Genomic DNA, 25,806 nt, shown 5'->3' on the forward strand with positions numbered 1-25,806 from the left:
TTTTCTGTTTCTTCACCCGGCTTCTCTGTCTCTTCGCCTGGTTTTTCTGGATCTTTGTCTTGTTCTTTTTCATTTGTAATTTTAAGATTTTTAACTTCTATTTTTTCATTAGAAATCTTAAATTTAATTTCCTTATCAGATAATTTATATCCTTCTGGTGCATGAACTTCTTTTAAGATGTAATCTCCAGGTTCTAACTTCTTAGAAATCGCTTTACCATTCTTATTTGTTGTTAATGTGTCTATTTTTCTTCCATCTTTCCAAATTTCAAACACTGCGCCAGCTAATGTTTTACCTGTATCATTAGCATCTACCTTTGCAATTTCTAATTGACCTGTAATTTCTTCTTTCACTTTTTCATTCAATACTTCTTGTTTCGTTACTTTATTTGCTACAACGTTTACTTCTACTGTAACGTCTATCGCTTTGTAACCTTCTGGCGCTTTCGTTTCTTCTAACGTATACTTACCTGGCACTAAGTTTTCGAATGTAGCAACACCATCTTTATTTGTTGTTTTTGCCCCTCCAACTATTTGACCATTTTCGTTTTTCAGTCTAAATTCCGCGCCTTCTAGCACATTTTTGCTCTCAGCATCCTTTTTGATTACCTGTAAGCTTCCCAACTCTTTTACATTTTTAACTATTACCTGTACTACTTTGTTCTCTTCCACATTAACTTCAATTTCTTCTTTTAGTAATTTATATCCTTCTGGTGCTTTCGTTTCTTTTAGTGTGTATTTACCTGGTTCTAATTTCTTAGATATTACTTTACCTGTTTTATCTGTTCGTAATGTATCTATTTGTTTCCCATCTTTATACACTTCAAATTCAGCACCTGGTAATAACTTTGTTTCATCACTTGCATCTACTTTTGCAATTTCAAATTGCCCTGTTACTTTTTCAATCGATGGCTTATTCCATTTCGGCCAATTAAATTTAAAGTTATGAACCTCAAAACCATCTCTTTGGTGTAATCCACCAAGAAAGACTTGTCCGTTAATTGAACCACCCTTTGTATCTACAACTGCATTAGGCGCAAATACACTTCCTACTACACCATATCCTTTAGTTGTTATGTTTTTAGCATTTGGAAACACCCAAATTACTTTACTAGCTAACTCAGTAAAAGATGAATTAGGATCGTATGCTTGAGATGTATTAATTAAGTCTGTTGCCATCCCAGTGTTTTTTGTATCATACAAAATTGCACCACTAGCAAAATTAACTGTTTCCGCATCTGAATAAATAACAATAAAATCTTTATTGTCTACATTCGGAAGAAAAACATCTTTTACATCAAATGTTTCCTTTCCATTTTGTCCTGAAGAAACGTAAATATTAGGATTATTTACATCTTCACCAATCCCAAAGGTCATACCCGATATTGGTTTATCAGTATGTAATTGGCCCGCATCCTCAATTACACTATCAACGTCTTTTCTAAACTCTTTAAATTTAGCATCAATCTCCGCTTGCTCTTTATAAGAGATACGGTCATACGATGATTTCATTGCACCTTCTGGATCACCATCTTTTGTCATCGCCACTGTTCCATCTTGAATAATTACTTGTCCTGCTCCCGCTTTCGTAAATTGACCACCTAGTAATAATGATGGATATCCTTCCTCTATCCATGTTGCTCCAGCTAAGTTATGTGCTCCTGTTGCAGCAGCTAAGACTGTATAACTTGATGCATTCATATTTTTTTGAATGGCCATCGCACCTTCAATATCCGCACTCGTTGCACTATGATCTCCAAAAATGATTGCATTGTAATAAGATACATCACCTAAACCTTTTAATTCTGTTGTAGCTGCCTCTGCTTTATTTGGTAAATGGATTAAAAAATTCATACATACTAGTAATACGACTATAAAACTACTACTTATTTTTTTTATTTTTTGATTAAATGATTTCCTCAAAAAATTCATTCCCCCTATTATAATTCCTAAATTTACGAAATGAAGCTCATTTCATATATACCAAACCTTACTCACATTAACTTAAAGTAATCCATTTAAATAAAACAAAGAAACTCTACAACTAATTAATAAAATTACTACAATGCATTTTTGAAATAATACGTGAACTAAACTAACATGCGAAGTGTTTTTGCTTATGGGTGCTCAATAAAATTAATATGGAGAATATTTCATGTGGTGTAACTTTTTTTGGCAACATCATCCACTTTACAACAATTTTCTAAAGGATTCAAGTGAATTGTATGAATTTTAGACACAATTACCTCGGGTAAAACGCTTTCAAACTTAGGATAAAACCAATAAAAAAACGTAGCCAAAAGCTACGTTTTTCCTTTATCGTTTCGGTGTATTTTTATGATTCTTCAAAAATGGAAGCGGGAATTGCTTACGGAAATGTTCTTTAATCATATACTCTACGCCGTTCTCACTATTTGAACGTGTAATCCAGTCAGCTGCCTGTTTTAACTCTACAGGTGCATTCCCCATTGCTACCCCAAGACCTACATTTTCAATAACCTCTAAATCTTCCATGCTATCCCCAATCGCAACCATTTCGTTTAGCGAAATATTTAAATGCTCTCCAAGTAATTGTAATCCGCGTAATTTTGATACATTTTGCGGCAAAATTTCTATTCGTTTTGAATCACACTCAACATACTCTAGATCTTGAAACGCTTTTCTTAGTGTATTGAGTCCTCGTTCTTTTTCACCTTTTGTTTGGAAAAGAACATCAATTTTTGGCGCCGCTACTGGATGATCACGAAGCGCATCACCTAATGAATCTACAAATTGAACTGGATAAAATAACGGATCTGCACTCGATAACACAGTACGTGCAATTAAGTTTGGTGTATTTCTCTCACGATTTCCGATTGAAAACCGTTCATGAGAAATGCGGACGTTACAATCAAAGTGCTCTAATACTTGCACAATGTTAAACGTCTTCTCTTCCGATAATCTTCTTTGAACATACGGCTTATCTAACGTTGCTGAAACAAAAGCACCGCCGTGTGTCACTAATATAGAATCTAATTTTAACGCCTTTGCTACTTTATGAGCGGACTGAAAATTACGGCTCGTAAATAATGTAACGTATACGTCTTTTCTTTTCACAAATTCAATTGTTTCCCGTAGTCCTTTTGCGATTTTTCCGTTGTTGTATAGTAGTGTCCCATCTATGTTAAGAGCTAGTAAGCGATAAATCATGTCGCACTCCCCCTCTTCGCTGTTGTACTCTATCCATAATTTATGAAATAAATGTAGCAAATAGAACGAGTTAGAATTACTACTGAAAATTTGGTTTACTATATACATATACACTCAGTAAAGGAGATAGTACAATGCAGGCACCTCCTTCCTTTTATGAAGGCGATACGTTAGAAGTCGCAAAGAAATTACTCGGGCAGAAACTTGTTCATATTGTAGACGGAATAAAACGAAGCGGAATCATTGTTGAAGTAGAAGCATATAAAGGTCCGGATGATAAGGCCGCACATAGTTACGGTGGTAGACGGACGGATCGCACGGAAGTTATGTTTGGCGCACCAGGACATGCTTACATATATTTAATTTACGGTATGTATCATTGTTTTAACGTCATTACAGCACCAGTTGGTATCCCGCAAGGAGTGCTCATTCGAGCCCTTGAACCGGTAGACGGGATTGAAGAAATAAAACTAGCGCGCTACAACAAAACCGACATTACAAAGGCGCAGTATAAAAATTTAACGAACGGGCCTGGCAAACTATGCCGCGCACTCGGAATCACTTTAGAAGAACGAGGCGTCTCATTACAAAGTGATACATTACATATCGAACTCGTCCGAGAAGAAGAACACATATCCTCACAATATAAAATAATAGCCGGACCTCGAATTAACATCGACTATGCAGAAGAAGCTGTACATTATCCGTGGCGTTTTTATTATGAAGGGCATCCGTTTGTTTCAAAGAAATAAACGATATCAACGATTAGACAAGGAATATCGACTTATCGACAAATAATGACATTACAAATAAAAGAAGACTGTTCCAAAATGGAACAGTCTCTCCCTTTTTACTCCGCACCTTCCGCAGTCGCAATATTATCCTCTAAGTTTTCTCTAGATAATTCAGCCGCCATAAAATCAGCTGTTTCTGGAAGTGCTAAATGCATATGAGCTTTTTGACAAATTTGGATTGTACAGTTTTCAACAACATAGTCGAAAACATGTCCGCCTCCGCTTCTTTCATCATCAATGTAATGTAAGTGGAATCCAGCTACACCAATACCTTGCGCATAATCTGGTGTCCAAAATCCAGCAAGCGTACCTTCTGTATGTTTAAATGAAAAGATTGGTTGTGATTTCGTCACTTCAACGAGCGGTGTATACGGTTTTTCTTGTCTTGGAACCGTTCTCGTTCTTACTTCGCGGAATGTACCATCCATTCGAATACCATAAAATAAGTTTTTACTCGGCATTAATTCATGTAATAATGCTTCGACTTCTTCACGATTCATCGGACGCTCTACTGTATAACTCATTTCTTTTTCAAAAAACGTTACAGTCGCAAATGGTGTTGTTTCTTCCGGCTCTACTTTTTCTGCTGAACCGTCTGAACGTAAATGATAAAATTCATTATCAAATGCAATCATTTCACCATCTAATTGATCAAATGTGCCGATACCGAAATCACCACGTTTTTTCAAATCTTCAAAGCTAATCACACCATCATATATACCATCTAATAGCGCAAGCATTGTAGATGTTTGATATACTTCATTACTCGTTTTCGTTTTTTTTGCATCAATATCAATTAATTGCGCAACAGTCATCTCAAATCTGCCTCCATTAGTTTAATTGGTTTGGTAATAATTTTTCGCTTAATTTAATGTTGTCACGGTAATCGATTGGAATATCAATAATGACAGGGCCGTCTGCTTCTAATGCCGTTTTCAATACATCTTCTAATTCATCAGGCGTGTTAACACGAAGACCTAACGCCCCGAAACTTTCCGCATATTTCACAAGATCAACATCGCCAAACTCTGTAGCTGATGTTCTGCCGTATTTCATCATTTGTTGGAATGCAACCATATCATATGTGCCGTCTCTCCAAACAAGATGGACGATTGGAGAATTTAAGCGTACCGCCGTTTCTAACTCCATCGCTGAGAATAAGAAACCACCGTCACCTGATACGGAAACTACTTTTTTACCTGGTTCTACTAAAGTAGCTGCGATTGCCCAAGGAAGTGCAACACCTAACGTTTGCATACCGTTACTAAATAATAATCTACGTGGTTCATAAGAACGGAAACATCTCGCCATCCAAATAGAATGGGAACCGATGTCACATGTAACGGTTGTATCGTCACTAATTAAAGAACGAAGTGTACGAATCACTTGAAGTGGATGCGTAACACCTTCTGAAGGACGATTTGGAACTTCTGCTTGTTCTGATAATTTCGCGCGTAATCGTTCTAATACTGCTTCTGATTTCGTACTTAACACAAGTTTCGGTAATTTTTCTGCGATGCTATTTACTGTTAAGGCAATATCACCAATTAATTCACGCTCTGGTTGGTAATCATGATCGATATCTGCTTGATGGTCATCAAGATGAATAATCGTTCTGTCCCCAAGTTTATTCCAGAATTTCGGATCATACTCAATTGGGTCATAACCGATAGAAATAACAAGGTCCGCTTCTTCTAGTAAAATATCACCTGGTTGGTTACGGAATAATCCAACGCGGCCGAAGAAATGATCTTCTAATTCACGTGAAATCGCACCAGCTGCTTGATATGTTTCAACGACAGGAAGTTCTGTATCCGCAATTAATTCACGAACAGCTTTCGTCACTTCATTTGTGCTTGCTCTCATACCGAGTAAAATAACCGGCAATTTCGCTGCTTTTATTTTTTCTACTACGTATGTAATATCATGTGTGGGAGCGATTCCAAGCTGTGGCTTAGAAAGCGCACCGATAGACTCTACAGTCGTTTCCGCAGTCATAACGTCTTGCGGAAGACTTACTAAAGTAGCTCCTGGATTTGTGGAAGTCGCACTTCGAAATGCATTTGATAATGCTTCTGGCACATTATCAGGATGCTCTACTTCTACGCTATATTTTGTGATTGGTTCGAATAGTGCAGCATTGTCCATAGATTGATGCGTACGTTTTAATCGATCTGTACGCGGAACTGCACCAGCTAAAGCAACAACGGGATCACTCTCCGCATTCGCAGTAACAAGACCTGTCGCTAAATTTGATGTCCCTGGTCCTGAAGTTACAAGACATACGCCCGGTTTTCCTGTTAATCTACCAATCGCAGCTGCCATAAATGCTGCATTTTGTTCATGACGACAAACAATTAACTCTGGTCCTCTTTCTTGTAGTACATCAAATACAGAGTCAATCTTCGCTCCTGGAATACCGAAAACATGTGTAACACCTTGTTTAATTAAACAATCAACAACAAGATCTGCTCCTTTTGTTTTTGTCTTCACGTCGTTTGCTTTTACACCTGTACTCAAACTAATCATTCCTTTATTTCATAATTTGTGTAATAAAGATTTTTAACTTCACCTAGTTAATTAATGTGGTGAAGCATTATTTATCATTATATTACAAATGCATTATTTTTCCAAGAATATGAATATGACATTATTTTGACAACCAATAGAGAATACGCTTACACCCCTTTGTTTATCCTAAAATAACATTTTTATATCTCCTCGAAAAAATCTAAAAAAATTCCATATCATCACAGTATTTTAAAAATAACAGTACCTTGCAAAGAACACTACTAAATGATATATTTGTAAATAATGGAATACCCATTAATTGGAATGCATTTTATAATTCGTATCCCCTTTTCAAAAGATAAGATTCTCAGCTTTCATTCATCATTTTATAAAGGAAAGTGATTGTTATGAACAAAAATGAATTTTTGGAACAACTTAGTTCTTCCCTGCGGAATATGCCTAATGTAGAAAAGAAAGATATTATTTCAGAGTACGAAACTCATTTTATCAGTGGTAAACAAGATGGAAAATCTGAAGAGGAAATTTCTAAAAAACTAGGAAACCCTAAAACTATTGCTAAAGAACTTACTGTTTCATATACAATAAGCAATGCTGACAATAAACGAAGCTTTAAAAATATGATAACAGCATTATTCTCTGTTATGAGCTTAAGTGTTTTAAACTTTACCTTTATCATTATCGCCTTTTTCGTACTACTCTTTTTATTACCGATTCTCCTAGCACTGATCATCGCCACTTCATTATTAATTATTTCACCTATTTTATTAATAGGATTAGGATTTTTTAAAGGATTTCATCAAATTAGTTATTCCGATGTTTATAATGTGTTCATCGCTTTTTGCGGCGGTTTACTCATATCCGTCATATCTTATCAAATGGTCAAACATCTATATGCACTTTTAGTAAAGTATTTGAAATGGAATGTAGCTATTTTACAAAGACACCAATAAATGTAAAAGGAGATTCATATGAAAAAATATATTTTATACGCACTCATGCTACTTACAGTTTTATTTCTATCAGCTTGTTCAAACAATTCACAACCTAAGGAAGAAAAAGATGTACAATCTATTAAAGATGTTACCATTAAAATTCCGGAAACTATATTCACTTCCTCAAAAAAGAATGAAACTATTAACGAAGATGAAATGAAACAAAATATAAAAACTTATTTAGATTATAGTGGAGAATTATACGAAAACACCGTTCCACTTTCATCAGCCATGTCTGACGAGAATGTCACTGAATCTGACCGAAAGAAATTACAGCAACTAGTAAATTTAGCAAAACAAAATGATGCGAATTTCCATGATTTTATTAGTAACAATACGATTCCTGATGATTACAAACAGCCTTCGAAGGAAATTCATGCATATATTTCATCGTCTACGGCACTTTCAATAGAACTAGAGCAAGAATTAGAAAAACTCGCTGAAGATGGTAACTTATTCAAAACTGATTTTTCTTTTACAAAACGCTTTGAGAAAGTTAATGGTAGGAAGCAAAAAGAAATTGAACAGTTTTTGAAGGAGAAAAATATTGAGACTGAGTATTTCAAGAAATAATGATATATACAAATAGAAATCACAAAAAAGACGCCCCTATACTAGGAGCGTCTTCTCCCATTACGCTTGTTGTTGCGCGTTATATAATTCTTCAAGTGGCTTCATGATAATTTTGTTAACGTCAGTGATAACTGTATTTAAACGTTGCTCAGTTTCCATTAACTTTGTAATTTTAGCATCTTGTTGAATGCGAACTACAACTTCTTGTGCTTGTTGGTTGTCTTCTTCAGTAATTTCTTGACCTTGCATCATTTTTTGTTGTAGGCTAAGTTGCATTGTACGGAACTCATCGAATAAGTTCTTTGAAGCTGCATCAGCTTGAACTGCTGCGTAGCTCTCTTTTAACGTTTTGAAATCATCGTTTTCAGCGATTGCTTTTTGTAATTCATATGCTACATCATGAATGTTTTTTGTCATTTTATTTTTCCTCCTTTAGAAGGCTAGCGCTTTTCTCTCGCACTGCCTTTTACGTGCATTTACATACGCACCTCTTCTTACCATATCAAACTATGCAAGAGATGTGAAGAAATTTCACTTTTATTTCTATGTACTCATCTTATTATCTAAGAAACAACAATAGCAGTCCTTGCACGAGTCCGATCATTCCGCCTAATAATGCTCCTAAATACGTAATCATTTTTAGTTCATTTTTTGTAATGGACAGAACTAAATCCTCTAGTCTCTCCGTTGAAAATGTAGACACTTCTTGCTGGACAATTTCCGCAAGGTGGAGATTATTTAATATACTCGCTACGTTTTCTGTCCCCCACTTCAAGCCTTTCGTTACTGCACTCGGGACTACCTTTTCCATGATTGTTTCTCGAACCGGCTCACATACTTGCTGTACAGATTGGTTTAAAAACTTACTCACTGTTTCCTCCACTTTAACTGCTGACAATATGGAGCTTACAATCATTTCTTTTTCTACAAACGTTTCTAATTCTTTTACATCTCTTCCTTTTAACTTCTCCCACTCTTTTTGCAGTACATCAGTTAAAAGCTGCTTTGTGCCATCTTGCCCTAAAAACTTAATGACTTCTGGCTGCACACGATCCACTACACTTACATTCCCTAAAAACATTCCGACTAAGTTAAGCAGTGTTCCCCTAGAAGCAAAGAAATCATCAATCATTTTTGAAAGACGAGCTTTCCCTTCTTCACTTTCAAAAAATTGAGTCCCTCGCTCTAAAATAAACGCCGAGACATTTGGGATCGCATTCTCTATTTTTTCATGAACAGAATGAGGTAAAGCTTGTTCCCATGTATATGTATAGTACTCCGCTAAAAATGCCTCTATTTTTTCTGTAATCACATGTTCGATTTTCTCGGTTGCCTCTTTTTCTACATGCGCTACGTTCCATTTTTCTAACATTTGTCTTAACGACTGTTCATTCGTAATTACTTTATCCACTTCTACTTGTGCCCATTGGATTAAACCTTTTTGAAACTCTTCATTTGTTAGCTTCTTTCCGATTCCTTCTGGCGTTAACAAATGCTCTACAACCATTTTCCCTAATTGAACAGCAAGCTCATCACGGCGCTTCGGAATTAATCCTGGGGTAAATGGCACTTGAAACTTACCAATATAAATAGGGCGATGAGGACGAAATAACATTTTTATCGCTAAATGATTTGTGAATCCTCCAATAATTGCTCCGAGCCCTGTCGTCGTTAACATACTTAACCATATATTCATTACAATCAACCTTTCGCTTCTCCAAAACTATAGCATATCATCATACGGACAAAAGTATAATGGTATAAAAACGTATTTGCAATATATAGCTTCGCCTATTATGTCAACATTTTGTTAGTAAAGGAGTGATTTCGTTGGTTCTCGGTATTTTAACTTCGCACCCTCATTATGAGCAAACGTATTACACCGAAATCGCTAAACGCGCTCGGCTTTATCATAATGTCGTTGCCCAGTTTACGCCATTTGGTATTGATCCTAAAACAGATCTTATTTCTGGTCTGATTTATGATACAGATACAGGGAAATGGAAAGAGCAAACATTCCCTATTCCTTCTTATATATACGATCGTTCTTCTTTTAACGAGGAAACAGACCTCAAAAAAACAAAGTCAATTATTCACTCATTACACAACCGTCCTACCACTACCTTTTTAAATAACACACTCATTGACTTAAGCGAACTACATGATGTATTTCTCACGAATAAAAAATTATCTCCTTATATACCAAAATTTGAAATAGCAACGATACAAAACGTTTTCAAACTGTTATTAAAAACAAAAGATATTATTATACGTCCTACTAATACACATTGTAATGATAGTCTGTACCGGGTCGCTTATAAAAATAAAACGTTTCATATTGATACAATAAATGACGCATATCATACTTCTGCTCAAATGAAACGGACTGATGAATTTATATCTTGGTACAAATCTAATATACGTTCAGCACGTTACATCACCCATACCATGCTACAACCACCAAATCAATTAACATACCCACTCCATATTCGAACCATTTTGCAAAAAAATAAAGAACACGAGTGGAACGTTATCGGTCAATTTATACAAAAAAGCTCATTTCCAAATCAACTTTTACTTTCGGCAACGGATGATTCCTCGCTACATTCATTTTCAAAAATTAAATACGTACTATCTAGTACCGGTGTACAACTATTACAAGACGCTTTACAAGACATTATAAATGAAGTGTTTCAAACACTAGATCAATCTTATTCTTCGTTATTCGAGCTAGAGCTTTCCACCATTATGGATCAAAAGGGGGCCATTTGGCTTATGTATGTCAACACGATTCCCCCGTACGAACATTACATTCGTCATAGTGATTCATTAGCCGAAAAAATATATCATGGACCACTAAAATTTAGTCGCTTCACACCATAATGAAAGGGGGTAAACCCATTTTGAAAGAGCACATATATACATTAAATATTTCAGATGAGCATCCAAATAGTATTACTTTACCTTATATTTTTTCCATTACACCACCAATTACATCCCTTTCCTTCGGCGTACGCCATGTTGCAAGTGAAGATGTAAAAATTCATTATTCCTTTACTCGCGAAATCATTATCGGACAACAAATTGCAGAAAAGCTTTTACTTCCTCATTCCACTACTATCCATGCATTCACTCAAAATGAAACCATTATTTTCGGACCATTAATCGGGATTTTTACAACTGGTTTTAACGATGACTCTTCTAACCCTTTAGGAAACCGTTCAACATCCCTTGGCGAGTTACTAACGCCGCCATTCACCTTGCGACCATTTGTATTTGTTTTTGGTGTGCAACATATTGACTGGGAAGACGAAACAATTGAAGGATATTTCTTTCAAGAGCAGCAGTGGATAAAGAAAAAAGTCCCTTTGCCGAATGTCATTTATGACCGATTACCAAATCGTAAAGCCGAAAATTATAAACCAATCGTAAGAGCAAAAAGAAAATTAGAGCATGACTATGCTATTCCATGGTTTAATCCAGGATTTTTTAATAAATGGGAAGTGCATCAACTTCTTATGAAAGATGATGCACTCATGCCATTATTACCAAACACAGAAACATTTCAACACTTCGAACAAGTAGAACGATTTCTCGGTACGTATAAATCGATTTACATGAAACCGATTCACGGCAGCTTCGGTAGAAATATTCATCAACTATTTTATTCTCAGGCAGAGAATTGCTACTACTGTCGTTATCGTGAAAATGAAGAAAATAAACTAAGAAAGTACCAATCATTAGAAACGCTTCTGAACCATGTGTTAAAAGGACATGATTTAAAAAAGTTTATCGTACAACAAGGTATTCCCTTACTTCGCTTCGATGGGCAACCTGTTGATTTCCGCATTCATACAAATAAAAATCATTTCGGGCAATGGATGGTCAGTGCGATCGTCGCAAAAATTGCTGGCAAAGGTAGCTTAACAACGCATGTAAACAGCGGTGGTGATACAAAATTACTGCAAGAACTTTTTCCAGATTCAACAAAACAAGTTCAAATTGAAAATAAATTAAAACATACAGCCTTACAAATCAGTTACGCGCTCGATGAACAAGTAACCGGAAATATTGGAGAAATCGGTTTTGATATCGGTTTAGACACGCAGGAAAATCCGTGGCTCTTTGAAGCAAACTCTAAGCCTGGGCGAACTGTATTCCAAGATGAAAAGTTAAAAGAGCAAAGTGAACTGACGCGCCAATTATTTTACGAATATGCCATCTACTTAACTGAACATTCTTTGCGCGATGCAAAAGAAAAAATGTCTCAAATAAAATCAGCGTCTTCCTCAAGCACCGAGCATATCCCGTCCCCTATGATTCACTCACAAATACGAAAACAAAAACTTCCACCTCATTCATAAGGTGGAAGTTTTCTATTTACACAAGTTTTACTACAACCTCTGTTTCCACATTACATACTCCGCAATAAAAAATATGATTGCAGTATTCATTTGAATTATTATGTGTTAATCCATCTACTGCACTTAATAATTCTTGGTCCATATACGCACTATAATCGTCTATGTAATCTACAGCCTTCCCATAATCTTGGAGTATACTTTGGCAATTTTGACAAGAATATGTTTGTGATTCTAATGCGTTGCAAAGCGGGCAAATTCCCATCACGATTCCTCCATACGTTATCATTTACAAGCATCTATCTATGCATAGGAGCGGCCTTCTGTCCCATTCCTACTCAAAATAGAACTATGAAGTTGCTACCGATTTAAATGTAATAAATAAGAAGTTAATGATTTGCCCCAAATAACGGGATACAAAAAGAAAAACATATTTCATAACGCTCTTAGTTTAGCCTTTTTTCTTAAAAATACAACGATTACTCTTATTTCATACTTTACGAAATCACTAAGATTTTTTTACAAAATTTACAAATTATTATTTTGTATATCTTTCTAGGTAACATCCATACTATGAGTACAAACTTAATTACCGATGGATTAGCGCCAACCGGGGCGATAATCTGGTTCAACTCCAGCTAGTCCAACCAAAAAAAATTTTTATAACTCTAAGGAGGATATATTCCTATGGCAAACCAAAATTCTTCAAATCAATTAGTAGTACCAGGAGCAACAGCTGCAATCGACCAAATGAAGTACGAAATCGCTCAAGAATTTGGTGTACAATTAGGAGCAGATTCTACGGCTCGTGCTAACGGTTCTGTTGGTGGCGAAATTACAAAACGTCTAGTTGCAATGGCTGAGCAAAGCCTTGGCGGATTCCACAAATAAATATATATGGCAAAAAGGTCTCAAGGCATATGCCTTGAGACCTTCCTTAATTTATTGCAACATTTGTAAAAACTTCTTCGTACGTTCTTCTTTTGGATTTGTAAATACATCTTCTGGTGTACCTTGTTCGACGACGACACCGCCATCCATGAAAATAACGCGGTTTGCAATTTGATGTGCAAAGCGCATTTCGTGCGTTACAATGACCATCGTCATGCCTTCTTTAGCAAGTTCTTTCATTACTTTCAGAACTTCTTGAACGAGTTCAGGATCAAGTGCTGACGTCGGCTCATCAAATAGTAACACCTCAGGCTCCATCGCAAGCGCGCGAGCAATTCCAACGCGCTGTTGTTGTCCGCCTGATAATTGGAACGGATATAAGTCTACTTTATCCGCAAGACCAACTTTTTCAAGGAAATAGTTTGCTTTTTTCTTCGCTTCTTCTTTCCCCATCTTCTTCACTGTAACGAGCCCTTCCATTACATTTTGAAGTGCTGTTAAATGCGGAAATAGATTATGGTGCTGGAATACCATACCTGTTTGCGTACGAAGGTTAACAATATCTTTCTTCGATACTTTTCGAGAGAAGTTAAGCTCTTTATTGCCGATACGAATGTTACCTGCGTTTGGTGTTTCTAATACGTTAAGGCAACGCAAGAATGTTGTTTTACCAGACCCAGACGGCCCGATAATAACAACAACTTCGCCCTTCTCAACTGATAAATCTATATGCTTTAGTACGGTATTATCTCCGAAACTTTTTTGTAAGTGCTGAATTGAAATCATAAAAACAAAAACTCCTTTTGTAAAAGGATTATTTTAACGTATTATTTTAACGTGTAGCGTTCTGAACGCTTCTCTAACATCTGCTGTACGATTGATAGTAAGAAACAAATAACCCAATAAATAAGACCTGCTTCAAAATAAACAATTAAAAACTCGTAGTTCATTGCCGCAATTTCCTGCGCTTTTCGGAACATTTCCGTTACTAAAATTAACGATGCTAATGAAGTATCTTTCACTAAGCTAATAAATGTATTTGAAAGCGGCGGGATTGATACGCGCGTTGCTTGCGGTAAAATAACACGTTTTAACGCTTGCGGGTATGTCATCCCAATTGTATAAGCTGCTTCCCACTGCCCTTTCGGAATGGAAAGAATCGAAGCACGAATAATTTCAGATGCATATGCACCGACATTTAATGAAAATCCAATAACTGCTGCTGTATATGGCTCAACTTCAATATTAAGAGTTGGAAGACCATAGAAAATAATAAATAATTGTACAAGAAGTGGCGTTCCGCGAATGATAGATACATAGATACGAGCAATCCATTGTAAAATACGACTACCTGAAATACGTGCAAGCGCCGTTAACGTCGCAAGTATAATCCCGATAATAAATGTAATAAGCGTTAATGGAATTGTTGTAAAAACAGCTTCCTTCAGCATAGGCATGAAGGAAGACTGCATAATATCTATCCAAGTAGACAATCGATCTGAAACCAATGCACTACTTAGATACATTTTCACCGAACCATTTTTTCGCTATTTTGTCGTACGTACCGTCTTTTTTCATATCTTCTAACGCTTTGTTTACTTCTTGTACTAGCTTGTCGCTACCTTTACGGAATAAGAATCCACTTTGTGACGCTTCTTTTTCTGTATCTACAATTTTAATTTTTGCATCTTTCTTCGTTTCTAAATAGTTTAACACTGATAATTTATCATTAATTGTGAAATCAACACGGCCAGTGTTTAATAATTCTGCCGCTTGGCTAAAGCCTTCTACATTCGTGATTTCCGCGCCATTTTTCTTAGCAATATCTGCATAGTTACTTGTTAAAGATTGTGCTGCTTTTAATCCTTTTACATCAGCAAATGTAGCAGGTTTATCTTTATCTTTTGCAATAACTAATACCGCTGAAGAGGAAACGTATGGACTAGAAAAGTCATATTTCTTTTGACGATCTTCACGAATACCAACTTCATTCGCAACCATATCGAAACGTTTTGCATCTAAACCAGCAAGTAAGCTATCCCATTGCGTTTCTTTAAATACAGGCTTTACTCCTAAACGTTTTGAAACTTCTTCTGCTAATTCAACATCGAATCCAGTTAATTTATTGCTTGAATCGTGGAACGTAAATGGTGGATATGTACCTTCTGTACCAATTACAAGTTCACCGCTTTGTTTAATCTTTTGTAACGCGTCTTGACTAGCTGTATCTTTTTTCTCTTCTTTACCGCAGCCAGCTACAATCCCGATCGCTAATGTAGTTACTGCAAGTACTGAAAATAATTTTTTCATGATGGTAATCCTCCAAGTATTCTGATAGGAATTTAAAAACTATATTGATTGTATGCAATCTTGAACAATTTTTCAATGAAAATGTTCTTATTTAGTTTATCCTTTTTCTTCATAATCAAACAAAAGGGAAAAATAATGCTACATACAAAAAATAAGTAACATTTTTTAATATAGCATTTATTGTACGAAAGGTAAAATAATACTTCTTATTTAACTGCCCTGATTCACTAAAAAAAGAACTTGCGAAAATCGCAAGTTCTTCTCTATACATATTATGCGCTTTGGTTTCCTTCCATTTGCGTTTTATACATATCGTAATAACGCCCGCGCTTTTTCATTAATTCATCATGAGAACCTTTTTCCAAGATTGTTCCTCTATCAAGCACAATAATTTGATCTGCGCTTTTAATTGTTGAAAGTCGGTGAGCAATAATAAATGTCGTTCTTCCTTTTTTCACAACTTCTAGTGCTTGTTGGATCATCGCTTCTGTCTCTGTATCAATACTAGATGTCGCTTCATCTAAAATTAAAATGGCTGGATCGAAAGCAAGTGCCCTAGCAAACGATATAAGCTGACGTTCTCCGGTTGAAAGAGTACTTCCTTTCTCCGTAATTTCTTCATTTATATTGTTCGCAAATCTTTCCGCACCAACATCACGCAATGCTTTTATGATGCGATCTTTTGAAATTTTTTCATTTTCTAAACTTACATTAGATGCAACTGTCCCGCTAAATAAAAACGGATCTTGCAGTACGATTCCCATATGTTCACGAGTTGCTTGTTTTGGCATCTCTTTTACGTCGTGACCGTCAATTGTAAGCTTTCCTTTTTCAAACTCATAAAACTGAAATAGTACATTCATAATGGAACTTTTTCCTGATCCAGTATGACCGACAAGTGCCACTGTCTCGCCTTGTTTCGCTTCAAAAGAAATATTTTTTAACACTTCATCTTTTCCATTATAAGAAAACGACACATTATCAAATTTCACGTTTCCTTGTAAGCGAGGCATACGTTCCTCTTCTACTGCTTCCCCTTTTTCCTCTAACAATTCAAAAACACGTTCTGATGCAACACGCGATTGTTCTAAGTTAGCAAGCTGATTCACCATATTTGTAATTGGTGAGAACAATCGTGTTAAATAATCAACGAACGCATACAGTATACCTAGAGAAATGACGCCTGTAGCACTTAATGAAGCGCCACCGAAATACCAAATCACACCTGTGAAAGCGATATTTCTTAATACAGACACTAAATTATGAGAAGTTGCGGCATTTAAATTCAAAATTTTATTTTGATACTTAAAATAATCGCCATTTAATTCTTCAAACTCTTTTTTTGTTTCACGCTCTTGACGGAACGCTTGAATAATCGGCATACCTTGAATGGATTCATTCACTGTTCCGTTAATATCAGATAAACGTGAGCGCATTTTATGATTATATACAGACGCATACTTTCTATAAAGGATCGCCCAAACAATTAAAATTGGGATGATGAGTAAACATAGCGTTGCCAGTTTTACATCAAGTAAAAATAGCGCGGCAAATATCCCAATAATATAGATGATACTAGAAACGAATGTCGCAAGTACCGTTACGTATAGATCACGAATAGCTTCCGTATCATTCGTTACACGCGACACGATTTTCCCTGCTGGTAAATGATCGAAATAACGAATCGGCAACGTTTGAATATGAGAAAAGACATCTTCCCTCATAATTTGAATAATTTTGTTCGCTGCCTTCTGTAAGAAAAATTGCTTTCCGTATGCAAATAGTGAAACGACTACTAATAAAGCGAAATAGCCACCACCAAGTAATAATAGACGGTTTATTTCTGGTTTATAAAACGCAAACACTTCTTCTTTCGTTAATGCTTTCGCTTTATACACTTGCACCGCCTTACCATTTTGAACGGTAATCATATCACCTTTTACAGTACGCGACCCTTCAGCATTCACTTTATTCGGCACAAAGTAATATTGAAAACCGACTTGCATCACGCGTACTTCTTTTCCTTTTTTCTCCCCTTCTTCAAAGCGATCGCTTCGCTTATAAAAGGTACCATTATACGAAACAGCCTCTTCACTCTTTTCTGTTTCATACCAAGGTTTCTCAATTCCAACGATATGATCATCAATCATCGTTTTTGCGACGAAAGGACCAGCAAGCTCTGCGATGACAAAAATAAATAACATTAGCATCGCTGCAAAAATCGTCCCTTTCACTTTCATCGCATATTGAAACAATCTTTTTGAAACACTCATATTTTCACCCCACTATCCGCACTTTCACTTTCACCTTGTTGTCTTTCAAACTGCTCAGCATACCAGCCTCCGCTTTTGATAAGCTGATCATGCGTACCCTCTTCTATTACTTCACCTTCATCCATAACGAGAATCCAATCCGCATGTTGTACGGCTGATAAACGGTGCGTCGTAATAATCGTCGTCTTTCCGCTTCTTTCTGTTCTTATATTTTCGATAATCGCTGCTTCCGTACGAGCATCAACAGCTGATAAAGAATCGTCCAAAATTAAAATTTCTGGATTTTGAATAACAGCTCGCGCAATTGAAATCCTTTGTTTTTGCCCTCCTGATAAAGAAACACCTTTCTCTCCAACGAGCGTTTCTAATCCTTCTGGTAAAAACTCTAAATCCTTTGTAAACGCCGCAATTTCAATCGCTTTCTCAAGTTCTTCTTCCGTCGCTTCTCGGTTCCCGAATAAAATATTTTCCCTCGCTGTTTTTGAGAACAAAATATGTTCCTGCGGTACATACCCAATCCATCCAAGTACATTTTCATTCGTTATTTTATCTAACGTCACATCAGAGACTGCAATATCTCCATCGCCAAGCGGATATTGGCGAAGAAGCTGACGTACGAGCGTCGTTTTTCCGCTTCCTGTTTTTCCAACAACCCCAAGCGTTTCCCCTTGTTTTAATGTAAACGAAACCTTCTTTAAATTTGTTTCAGTTGATGAAGGATATGAAAAGGTAACGTCATCAAACTGAATATAATCCGGCTCTTGTACAAGCTTTGGATTTTTCGGATCCTTAACATCCGGTTCATACGCTAACGTTTCATTTACACGGTCTAATGAAGCATTTCCTCTTTGCATAACATTAATTAATTCGCCAATTGCAAACATCGGCCAAATCATCATCCCTAAATACACGTTAAAGGAAACAAGTTCGCCAAGTGTCACCTTTGATTGAAATACAAGATATGCGCCGTACACTAAACCAATTAAATAACTAAGACCAACAAGCATTTTCACAGTTGGTTGGAATAGTGCATCAATTCTAGCTACCTTCATATTTTTTTCGTAGACGTCATCTCCTAAATGATGAAATCTTTCTTGATCTGCATTTTCTTGTACGTATGCACGAATCACGCGCACACCAGCTATTGACTCTAGTACTTTATCGTTCATATCACCGAACGCATCTTGCGCAACTGTAAATCTTTCATGCAATTTCTTTCCATATATATTCATCGCATACGCCATAATCGGAAGCGGTATAAGTGCCGCAAATGTAAGCTCCCAACTAATTGTAAATCCCATCATAAAGACAATCGTAAGCATATATAAACTCGAATCCACGAGCGTTAATATACCGAAACCAGCTGTCATAGCGATTGCTTTTAAATCATTTGTCGCTCTCGCCATTAAATCACCAGTACGATTTTTTTGATAAAACGTGGGTGTCATCTTAAGTAAATGCCCCATAAATTTAGAGCGCATCGTCTTCTCCAGTACGAATGCACCGCCAAACAATTGATGTTGCCACACAAAAGTAAGACCGTATCCAACGATCGTAACCCCTATTAAGATAAGAATAGACTGTATAATAGCTTCGTTTGATAACGTTCCTGTTTTTATATTATCAATCGTAACCCCTAACACTTTCGGGGGAATAACTTCAACTATATTCACAATTAAAAGAGCTCCAATGGCGATACTATATCTCTTCCAATGTTCTTTAAAAAACCATTTTAACTTTAGTAATACTGATAACAATGTAACCTCTCCCTTCTCGTTCTCGTTTCAATCTCATTTCTTTATCCGCTATCCAGACCCATCACATTTACATTTCGTAACCCATACAATCTCATCACATTTTTCCACCTTCCAAAATTTTATATAGTAACATGGAAAATAAACAAAAAAAAGCATACCGTCGCTTGACGATATGCACAAAAATGCATAAAAGCGTACGTTACGATATACGCAACGTACGCTTTTTATAAGACAAAGATGCCCTATATATCCGCACGGGTTGCGTAATGATATAAATGTTTTCTGCCATTTAACAGAGCTAAGCCCATTACATTTACGATTACAATCATTACGCACACCCCCTTCATTTATTTTCCATTTATAATCTTACAACTTTATTGAGTATTCTGTCAATTGTTTTTTCACACATCAAACAAAAAATATATGATATATCATTTTGAAATAAGAGAATCTTCTGTAAGAAAGGGCATACAAAATAAAAAAAGAATAAGAAATCGTTTTCACAAACATTTCATTTGAAAAATGTTATCAAACCCCCTACAATCACCTTATACTCACTCTTACAAGTTGCTATTTTAGGAGGACTAATCATGACAACTAGCAATACGTACAAATTTTATTTAAACGGAGAATGGAGAGAAAGCTCTTCAGGAGAAACAATTGAAATTCCATCTCCATACTTACACGAAGTAATTGGACAAGTACAAGCAATTACTCGCGGAGAAGTAGATGAAGCAATTGCATCTGCAAAAGAAGCTCAAAAATCATGGGCGGAAGCTTCTCTACAAGATCGCGCAAAATATTTATATAAATGGGCTGATGAGCTCGTAAATATGCAAGATGAAATTGCCGATATCATTATGAAAGAAGTCGGTAAAGGATATAAAGATGCGAAGAAAGAAGTTGTTCGTACAGCTGACTTCATTCGTTACACGATCGAAGAAGCTTTACATATGCACGGAGAAAGCATGATGGGCGATAGCTTCCCTGGCGGAACGAAATCTAAACTTGCAATCATCCAACGTGCACCACTTGGTGTTGTATTAGCAATCGCACCATTTAACTACCCAGTAAACTTATCTGCTGCAAAACTTGCACCAGCACTAATTATGGGTAACGCTGTTATTTTCAAACCAGCAACTCAAGGTGCAATTAGCGGTATTAAAATGGTTGAAGCACTTCATAAAGCTGGCCTTCCAAAAGGTCTTGTAAACGTAGCAACAGGACGCGGTTCTGTAATTGGTGACTACTTAGTAGAACACGAAGGCATCAATATGGTATCGTTCACAGGTGGTACAAACACAGGTAAACATTTAGCGAAAAAAGCTGCAATGATTCCACTTGTATTAGAACTTGGTGGTAAAGACCCTGGTATCGTTCGTGAAGATGCTGACTTACAAGATGCTGCAAACCATATCGTAAGCGGTGCATTCTCTTACTCTGGTCAACGTTGTACAGCTATTAAACGTGTACTTGTACACGAAAACGTAGCCGACGAACTTGTTAGCTTATTAAAAGCGCAAGTAGCTGAACTATCAGTTGGATCTCCAGAACAAGACAGCACAATCGTTCCATTAATCGACGATAAATCTGCTGACTTCGTTCAAGGCTTAGTTGACGATGCTGTTGAAAAAGGTGCAACAATCGTTATCGGTAACAAACGTGAGCGTAACTTAATTTACCCAACATTAATCGACCACGTAACAGAAGAAATGAAAGTTGCTTGGGAAGAGCCATTCGGCCCAATCCTTCCAATCATCCGTGTTTCTTCTGATGAGCAAGCAATTGAAATTGCTAACAAATCAGAGTTCGGCTTACAAGCAAGTGTCTTCACAAAAGACATTAACAAAGCATTTGCAATTGCTAACAAAATCGAAACTGGTTCTGTTCAAATTAACGGACGCACAGAGCGCGGCCCTGACCACTTCCCATTCATCGGTGTAAAAGGTTCAGGTATGGGCGCACAAGGTATTCGTAAGAGCCTTGAGTCTATGACACGTGAAAAAGTAACTGTATTAAACTTAGTTTAATCTTATAAAAAGAAGCTGATCTAATTTTAGATCAGCTTCTTTTCTATATAGATACTTCTCAAAAACGAAGGATTTAGTTCAACTTCTGATTTGGTTTTCCAAATCGAACTAAAACATGCCATAATAATTTTAATTCCTGAAGCACTTCTTCATAAGTTCCACGATCACTCCAAGATAATGGATTGCGTTTCAAATCAACTACAGCAGAGCCAATTATATTTGCATCGATACAATGATTCCGTGCAATTCGTCTTGCTAAAGATGGCATTTTTGAACCTCTAAAATTCATCGGAACTTCATCTACCATAAGTACAAAACCCATGTGCCAATACAAACCTATAGAATACTTCAGGCAAATTTCTTCTAAAGTTCTTCCTACATCCGTACCCTTAAATGAAGGATCTGCAACAAGCGCTTCCACGTCTTCTTTAAGAGAAATCTCTCCATGAACTTGCGCTTCAATATAATGATTAAGATTACGGGCTGGCTCTTTGCTTACTAAATCTATAAACGGCCTTTTCAGGTTAGCCAGTAAATGATTCATGAATGTTGTTGGCGTCAAATTTCCTTCACCAATTGCAAAATCTCTTACAAATGTCTCTTCCAAAAGAGCAGCTAAAATCATATCAAACTCCTCATAAGTCCCCTTTTCTTTCGGATCTTGATGCGAATCTAAATATGTATATGTAGAGCGCGAAGAAACTTTTGGAGATAAGAGAAAATAACATGATCCAAAACGCGGAGCAGGCCCATCTGGATGTAACATCAAATTTAGAGCTCCATACTTTGGCCGTTGATCATTCGTTACACCTTCAAGTTGATATGCTCCTCCAAATATTCTCTTTTCCCAAAGGTCACGTTCACCACCAGGATAAGCAGATACGCTTCCATTAGATAGCAATGTTTCAAACTGACTTTTATATACTCCTTGCTCAAACAGTGCTTCAGCAACACTTTTCATATTCGAATCTAGTCTGTCTGGATGAAAGTGTAAAGCAATCCTTGCATGAGATTTTAAATTAGCGACAGCTTCTTCAAATATTTCCTCTGTAATATTAGACATGTTAAGTATATGATTAATTGTTGCTTTCGCCTCACGTTTTTCGTTCTCTGCATATTTTGAAATATACTCTAAAGCAAATAATTGAGATCTTGATAATTCCATAATCCAATCTCCCCTTTAATTGAACTGCCCTTAAACACTTCAATTAAAAGCTTATTCTTTCCTTCTTATGAAACGAACCTGATTTATTAAAAAAGTAATTTAATACATCCTAATTATACATACACGCATTTTTCATCGGCAAATGTACACATTCTACAAAAATTTGATACCCTAGCCATCGCTCAGCAATATGTTCAAATGATGAAACAGAGCCTGTTGTAAAAAATCGATGCTTAGGATTCAAATTGTCAGCCAGAATTCCTTTGTGCTGTAAAATTGTGCTTAACTCTATCGCTGTTTCTTCTGCAGAACTAATAATCGTTACACCCTCTCCTAGTTCCTCTTTTATATAAGACTCTAAAAGTGGATAATGCGTACACCCAAGAATTAACGTATCTATATCTTCTTTCGTTAATGGCAGTAAAGCTTGTTTCACTTGCTGCGTTACATATGCTGTATCTTCTAATTGATTTTCTACAACTGTAGCTAAAGTCGGGCACGCGTGACTATGCACTTTCAAATATGTATCAAGCTCATGTAATGCTTTTTCGTACATATTAGATTTTATCGTACCTACAGTTCCAATTACTCCGATTTTCCCTTTCTTCGTCACTTTAATAGCCGCTCTTGCTCCCGGATGTATAACGCCAATAACCGGAATAGAAAGTGCTTCTTGCAACGCAGCCAATGCAGCAGCTGCAGCAGTATTACATGCTACAACTAGAGCTTTTAACGGAAACTGTTTGAGGAACTCAACCATTTCAAATACGAAAGATTGTACCTCTTCTACACTTCTTGGCCCATACGGACAACGCTCATTATCACCAATATAATAAATGCTCTCTTTAGGCAATTGTCTTATAATTTCGCTCGCAACTGTTAATCCCCCAACTCCCGAATCTAACACACCTATTACTGAATGTTTATGACATACAGACATATACTTCATCCCCTTTTCAATCATCTAGCGCTAATAACATTTATTATATTATGAAAATTCAATATTACATAATAATCCCTCATACTTTTAATCACAAACTCTTCTCTATAATCTGATTATTACTATATCCATTGACGTATAAAAATTCATTTGTTACTCTTAAATACGTTAATTTAATATTTAAATCCTCATTCGTATCTCGGTGAGGTAGAGGTTGCAATTATTAAGAGTATCATTTCCGGAGATGTAGTGGCATTGATGAAGGAATGAGAAAGGAATGGTTGCCGAAGTAAGTTGTGTCCACCATGCACACTTGCTGGGTCTGCATTTAATAAGTGCAGAACTGTCACAAACGTTTCGTTTGTGGAGAGCTATCGAGAGGTATGTCGTGGGTTTCTTATAAGATAGAAAGCATGTAGCGGCAAATTACGTGCTTTTTTTGTTTTGTTTGGGACTTCTCTTCCTGACTCAGGAAGACATACATATCTCCTCGCTTGACTTGGTTATACTAACTTTGGAGGTATTTTCTATGCAACAAAAAAAATGGGGCTTTTGGGTACTCACAGCTTTCGTTGTCGGTAACATGGTTGGCGCTGGTATTTTCATGGTGCCAAGTACGTTGGCACAAACAGCAAGCCCTCTCGGTGTCACTTTAGCTTGGTTAACAACAGGGTTTGGTGTTTTAATGCTAGCTCTTGTTTTCGGTAATTTAGCAATTCGTCGTCCTGATTTAACGACAGGACCACAAAGTCATGCATATGCCTTATTCTCAACACCAAAAAAGAAAAAAATGGCTGGTTTCAGTATGGTATGGGGATATTGGGTTGCAAACTGGGCAAGTAACGTTGCCATCATTACATCATTTGCGGGATATTTATCACTCTTCTTCCCAATTATGAAAGATACACGACTACTATTTTCAATCGGTTCGTTTAACATAGAAGTCGGAAAACTAATTACATTTACGATTTGTTCCATCTTACTTTGGGGAACTCATATTATATTAACTAACGGTGTAAGCGGAGCTGGAAAGCTAAACTTCTTAGCAACAACAACGAAAGTAACTGGATTCCTTTTATTCATCGTCGTTACGTTATTTGCATTCGAAGCTTCTAAGTTTGGACAATGGTACACACCGATGATCGATAAATCAGGTGTATCACACGGTCTTCTTTCACAAGTAAACTTAGCTGCTCTTACAACACTTTGGGCATTTATCGGAATTGAATCAGCGGTTCTTTTATCAAACCGTGCTGTTTCTCCAAAAACGGTAAAACGCGCAACAGTTGCTGGATTACTTATTACAGTTGCGATTTACTTAGGAATTACAATTTTAACAATGGGTGTCCTTCACGTTGATACATTACAAGCTTCTGAACGTCCATTAGCAGATGCATTAAATGCTGCAATGGGTCACGGCGGCGGGAAACTGATGGCACTACTTGCTCTTACTTCCCTATTCGGTTCGATCTTAGGCTGGATTTTATTAAGCTCAGAAGTACCTTATCAAGCAGCAAAAGAAGGTTTCTTCCCTTCCTTCTTCACGAAAACAAATAAAAAAGGAAGTCCAATTTACTCATTACGATTAACAAACATTATGTCGCAAGTGTTCCTATTCTCAACATTATCAGGAACCATTGCGGAAGCTTATACATTCGTTATTACCGTATCAACACTGGCCTACCTCATTCCATATCTCGTTTCACCGATCTTCCAGTTAAAACTAGTCGCAACTGGTGAAACGTATAAAAATGAAATGCGGGCAAGAATTACAGATGGTATAGTCGCAGTGATCGCACTTTGTTACGCACTATGGGTTATTAAAACCGGTGCATCCGATATAAAAACATTCCTTCTCGGAATTGGTTTATTCGTAATCGGTTTTGCCTTCTATCCATTAATGAATCGTGATCAGAAAAAAAATAACGAAAAGAAAAACGGGCAAGTTGCATAACGCAATTTGCTCGTTTTTTCTTTTGCAAAACATATATAATAGAACA

General features: G+C 36.5%; 22 protein-coding genes and 1 riboswitch. Of the genes, 8 read left to right on the plus strand and 14 right to left on the minus strand.

Annotation, left to right across the window (positions count from 1 at the left end):
• Positions 1-1,922, minus strand: a 1,922-nt coding sequence (locus DN390_RS05545; protein ID WP_179955738.1) for an MSCRAMM family protein, incomplete at its 3' end; no start/stop codon positions are given.
• Between the two features lie 393 nt (positions 1,923-2,315).
• A complete protein-coding gene (locus DN390_RS05550; protein WP_060629710.1) occupies positions 2,316-3,188 on the minus strand; it encodes a Cof-type HAD-IIB family hydrolase in 873 nt (290 codons plus the stop codon).
• 134 nt (positions 3,189-3,322) lie between these two features.
• On the opposite strand from DN390_RS05550, the gene DN390_RS05555 reads away from it, so the two are divergent.
• Positions 3,323-3,940 carry a DNA-3-methyladenine glycosylase gene (locus DN390_RS05555; RefSeq protein WP_147806772.1) on the plus strand — a complete coding sequence of 206 codons (618 nt, stop codon included), beginning with the start codon at positions 3,323-3,325 and terminating at the stop codon, positions 3,938-3,940.
• 98 nt (positions 3,941-4,038) lie between these two features.
• On the opposite strand, the gene alsD is transcribed toward DN390_RS05555, so the two are convergent.
• Both alsD and alsS read right to left on the minus strand, forming a co-directional pair.
• Positions 4,039-4,797 carry an alpha-acetolactate decarboxylase gene (gene alsD / locus DN390_RS05560; protein ID WP_147806773.1) on the minus strand — a complete coding sequence of 253 codons (759 nt, stop codon included), beginning with the start codon at positions 4,795-4,797 and terminating at the stop codon, positions 4,039-4,041.
• A gap of 16 nt (positions 4,798-4,813) precedes the next feature.
• Complete coding sequence (gene alsS, locus DN390_RS05565) at positions 4,814-6,502, minus strand: acetolactate synthase AlsS (protein ID WP_060629707.1); 1,689 nt, start codon at positions 6,500-6,502, stop codon at positions 4,814-4,816.
• Between the two features lie 398 nt (positions 6,503-6,900).
• Between alsS and DN390_RS05570 the strand changes: the two genes are divergently transcribed.
• Together DN390_RS05570 and DN390_RS05575 are read left to right on the plus strand one after the other, a co-directional pair.
• Positions 6,901-7,464 (plus strand): HAAS signaling domain-containing protein, encoded by a 564-nt coding sequence (locus DN390_RS05570; RefSeq protein WP_147806774.1) that lies wholly within the window; start codon positions 6,901-6,903, stop codon positions 7,462-7,464.
• Between the two features lie 18 nt (positions 7,465-7,482).
• A complete protein-coding gene (locus DN390_RS05575) occupies positions 7,483-8,079 on the plus strand; it encodes an NDxxF motif lipoprotein (protein ID WP_147806775.1) in 597 nt (198 codons plus the stop codon).
• A 60-nt stretch (positions 8,080-8,139) separates the two neighbouring features.
• Here the strand turns inward: DN390_RS05575 and DN390_RS05580 are convergent, their stop codons facing one another.
• A complete protein-coding gene (locus DN390_RS05580) occupies positions 8,140-8,496 on the minus strand; it encodes a YlbF/YmcA family competence regulator (protein WP_060629704.1) in 357 nt (118 codons plus the stop codon).
• A gap of 142 nt (positions 8,497-8,638) precedes the next feature.
• The gene (locus tag DN390_RS05585) at positions 8,639-9,775 is read right to left on the minus strand and encodes a DUF445 domain-containing protein (protein WP_147806776.1); all 1,137 of its coding nucleotides are present in this window, start codon (positions 9,773-9,775) and stop codon (positions 8,639-8,641) included.
• Between the two features lie 134 nt (positions 9,776-9,909).
• Between DN390_RS05585 and DN390_RS05590 the strand changes: the two genes are divergently transcribed.
• Together DN390_RS05590 and DN390_RS05595 are read left to right on the plus strand one after the other, a co-directional pair.
• Complete coding sequence (locus DN390_RS05590; protein WP_147806777.1) at positions 9,910-10,962, plus strand: YheC/YheD family protein; 1,053 nt, start codon at positions 9,910-9,912, stop codon at positions 10,960-10,962.
• 20 nt (positions 10,963-10,982) lie between these two features.
• A complete protein-coding gene (locus DN390_RS05595; protein WP_147806778.1) occupies positions 10,983-12,443 on the plus strand; it encodes a YheC/YheD family endospore coat-associated protein in 1,461 nt (486 codons plus the stop codon).
• 16 nt (positions 12,444-12,459) lie between these two features.
• Here DN390_RS05595 and DN390_RS05600 read toward each other — a convergent pair whose 3' ends face one another.
• A complete protein-coding gene (locus DN390_RS05600) occupies positions 12,460-12,705 on the minus strand; it encodes a hypothetical protein (RefSeq protein ID WP_000510468.1) in 246 nt (81 codons plus the stop codon).
• Positions 12,706-13,127: 422 nt separating this feature from the next.
• Between DN390_RS05600 and sasP the strand changes: the two genes are divergently transcribed.
• The gene (gene sasP, locus DN390_RS05605; RefSeq protein ID WP_000013338.1) at positions 13,128-13,331 is read left to right on the plus strand and encodes a small acid-soluble spore protein, SasP family; all 204 of its coding nucleotides are present in this window, start codon (positions 13,128-13,130) and stop codon (positions 13,329-13,331) included.
• Between the two features lie 51 nt (positions 13,332-13,382).
• Here sasP and DN390_RS05610 read toward each other — a convergent pair whose 3' ends face one another.
• The 5 genes from DN390_RS05610 to DN390_RS05635 all read right to left on the minus strand — a co-directional run bounded on the left by DN390_RS05610 (position 13,383) and on the right by DN390_RS05635 (position 19,671).
• The gene (locus tag DN390_RS05610) at positions 13,383-14,117 is read right to left on the minus strand and encodes an amino acid ABC transporter ATP-binding protein (protein WP_147806779.1); all 735 of its coding nucleotides are present in this window, start codon (positions 14,115-14,117) and stop codon (positions 13,383-13,385) included.
• A gap of 41 nt (positions 14,118-14,158) precedes the next feature.
• Positions 14,159-14,857, minus strand: a complete 699-nt coding sequence (locus DN390_RS05615; RefSeq protein ID WP_000281495.1) for an amino acid ABC transporter permease — start codon at positions 14,855-14,857, stop codon at positions 14,159-14,161.
• Entirely contained in the window at positions 14,844-15,641 is a 798-nt protein-coding gene (locus DN390_RS05620; protein WP_000732853.1) for an amino acid ABC transporter substrate-binding protein, read from the minus strand. The genes DN390_RS05615 and DN390_RS05620 overlap by 14 nt, the downstream gene beginning before the upstream one ends.
• Positions 15,642-15,913: 272 nt before the next feature.
• Positions 15,914-17,914: an ABC transporter ATP-binding protein gene (locus tag DN390_RS05630; protein ID WP_147806780.1), complete on the minus strand. Its 2,001-nt coding sequence runs from the start codon at positions 17,912-17,914 to the stop codon at positions 15,914-15,916.
• Positions 17,911-19,671: an ABC transporter ATP-binding protein gene (locus DN390_RS05635; RefSeq protein WP_097950041.1), complete on the minus strand. Its 1,761-nt coding sequence runs from the start codon at positions 19,669-19,671 to the stop codon at positions 17,911-17,913. The genes DN390_RS05630 and DN390_RS05635 overlap by 4 nt, the downstream gene beginning before the upstream one ends.
• Positions 19,672-20,261: 590 nt before the next feature.
• Between DN390_RS05635 and gapN the strand changes: the two genes are divergently transcribed.
• The gene (gene gapN / locus DN390_RS05650; RefSeq protein ID WP_061677872.1) at positions 20,262-21,701 is read left to right on the plus strand and encodes an NADP-dependent glyceraldehyde-3-phosphate dehydrogenase; all 1,440 of its coding nucleotides are present in this window, start codon (positions 20,262-20,264) and stop codon (positions 21,699-21,701) included.
• 73 nt (positions 21,702-21,774) lie between these two features.
• On the opposite strand, the gene DN390_RS05655 is transcribed toward gapN, so the two are convergent.
• Together DN390_RS05655 and racE are read right to left on the minus strand one after the other, a co-directional pair.
• On the minus strand, positions 21,775-22,866 hold the full coding sequence (locus tag DN390_RS05655; protein ID WP_147806781.1) for a DUF3626 domain-containing protein: 1,092 nt from the start codon (positions 22,864-22,866) through the stop codon (positions 21,775-21,777).
• A gap of 109 nt (positions 22,867-22,975) precedes the next feature.
• Positions 22,976-23,806 carry a glutamate racemase gene (gene racE, locus DN390_RS05660; RefSeq protein ID WP_147806782.1) on the minus strand — a complete coding sequence of 277 codons (831 nt, stop codon included), beginning with the start codon at positions 23,804-23,806 and terminating at the stop codon, positions 22,976-22,978.
• Positions 23,807-24,006: 200 nt separating this feature from the next.
• A riboswitch (Lysine riboswitch) is annotated at positions 24,007-24,188 on the plus strand.
• 147 nt (positions 24,189-24,335) lie between these two features.
• On the opposite strand from racE, the gene DN390_RS05665 reads away from it, so the two are divergent.
• Positions 24,336-25,760 (plus strand): amino acid permease, encoded by a 1,425-nt coding sequence (locus DN390_RS05665; protein ID WP_001186296.1) that lies wholly within the window; start codon positions 24,336-24,338, stop codon positions 25,758-25,760.
• Positions 25,761-25,806 lie beyond the last annotated feature (46 nt).

The sequence above is a fragment of the Bacillus sp. SH7-1 genome, from assembly GCF_008042405.1.
In the GTDB taxonomy this organism is placed as follows: Bacteria; Bacillota; Bacilli; order Bacillales; family Bacillaceae_G; genus Bacillus_A; species Bacillus_A thuringiensis_N.

Coding starts and splice junctions, on each gene's coding strand:
- DN390_RS05580 (WP_060629704.1), bottom strand. CDS start 8,496: ATGACAAAAAACATTCATGATGTAGCATATGAATTACAAAAAGCAATC.
- gapN (WP_061677872.1), top strand. CDS start 20,262: ATGACAACTAGCAATACGTACAAATTTTATTTAAACGGAGAATGGAGA.
- DN390_RS05585 (WP_147806776.1), bottom strand. CDS start 9,775: ATGAATATATGGTTAAGTATGTTAACGACGACAGGGCTCGGAGCAATT.
- DN390_RS05610 (WP_147806779.1), bottom strand. CDS start 14,117: ATGATTTCAATTCAGCACTTACAAAAAAGTTTCGGAGATAATACCGTA.
- DN390_RS05630 (WP_147806780.1), bottom strand. CDS start 17,914: ATGAGTGTTTCAAAAAGATTGTTTCAATATGCGATGAAAGTGAAAGGG.
- DN390_RS05620 (WP_000732853.1), bottom strand. CDS start 15,641: ATGAAAAAATTATTTTCAGTACTTGCAGTAACTACATTAGCGATCGGG.
- DN390_RS05655 (WP_147806781.1), bottom strand. CDS start 22,866: ATGGAATTATCAAGATCTCAATTATTTGCTTTAGAGTATATTTCAAAA.
- sasP (WP_000013338.1), top strand. CDS start 13,128: ATGGCAAACCAAAATTCTTCAAATCAATTAGTAGTACCAGGAGCAACA.
- DN390_RS05575 (WP_147806775.1), top strand. CDS start 7,483: ATGAAAAAATATATTTTATACGCACTCATGCTACTTACAGTTTTATTT.
- DN390_RS05570 (WP_147806774.1), top strand. CDS start 6,901: ATGAACAAAAATGAATTTTTGGAACAACTTAGTTCTTCCCTGCGGAAT.
- alsD (WP_147806773.1), bottom strand. CDS start 4,797: ATGACTGTTGCGCAATTAATTGATATTGATGCAAAAAAAACGAAAACG.
- DN390_RS05615 (WP_000281495.1), bottom strand. CDS start 14,857: ATGTATCTAAGTAGTGCATTGGTTTCAGATCGATTGTCTACTTGGATA.
- DN390_RS05550 (WP_060629710.1), bottom strand. CDS start 3,188: ATGATTTATCGCTTACTAGCTCTTAACATAGATGGGACACTACTATAC.
- racE (WP_147806782.1), bottom strand. CDS start 23,806: ATGTCTGTATGTCATAAACATTCAGTAATAGGTGTGTTAGATTCGGGA.
- DN390_RS05665 (WP_001186296.1), top strand. CDS start 24,336: ATGCAACAAAAAAAATGGGGCTTTTGGGTACTCACAGCTTTCGTTGTC.
- DN390_RS05600 (WP_000510468.1), bottom strand. CDS start 12,705: ATGGGAATTTGCCCGCTTTGCAACGCATTAGAATCACAAACATATTCT.
- DN390_RS05555 (WP_147806772.1), top strand. CDS start 3,323: ATGCAGGCACCTCCTTCCTTTTATGAAGGCGATACGTTAGAAGTCGCA.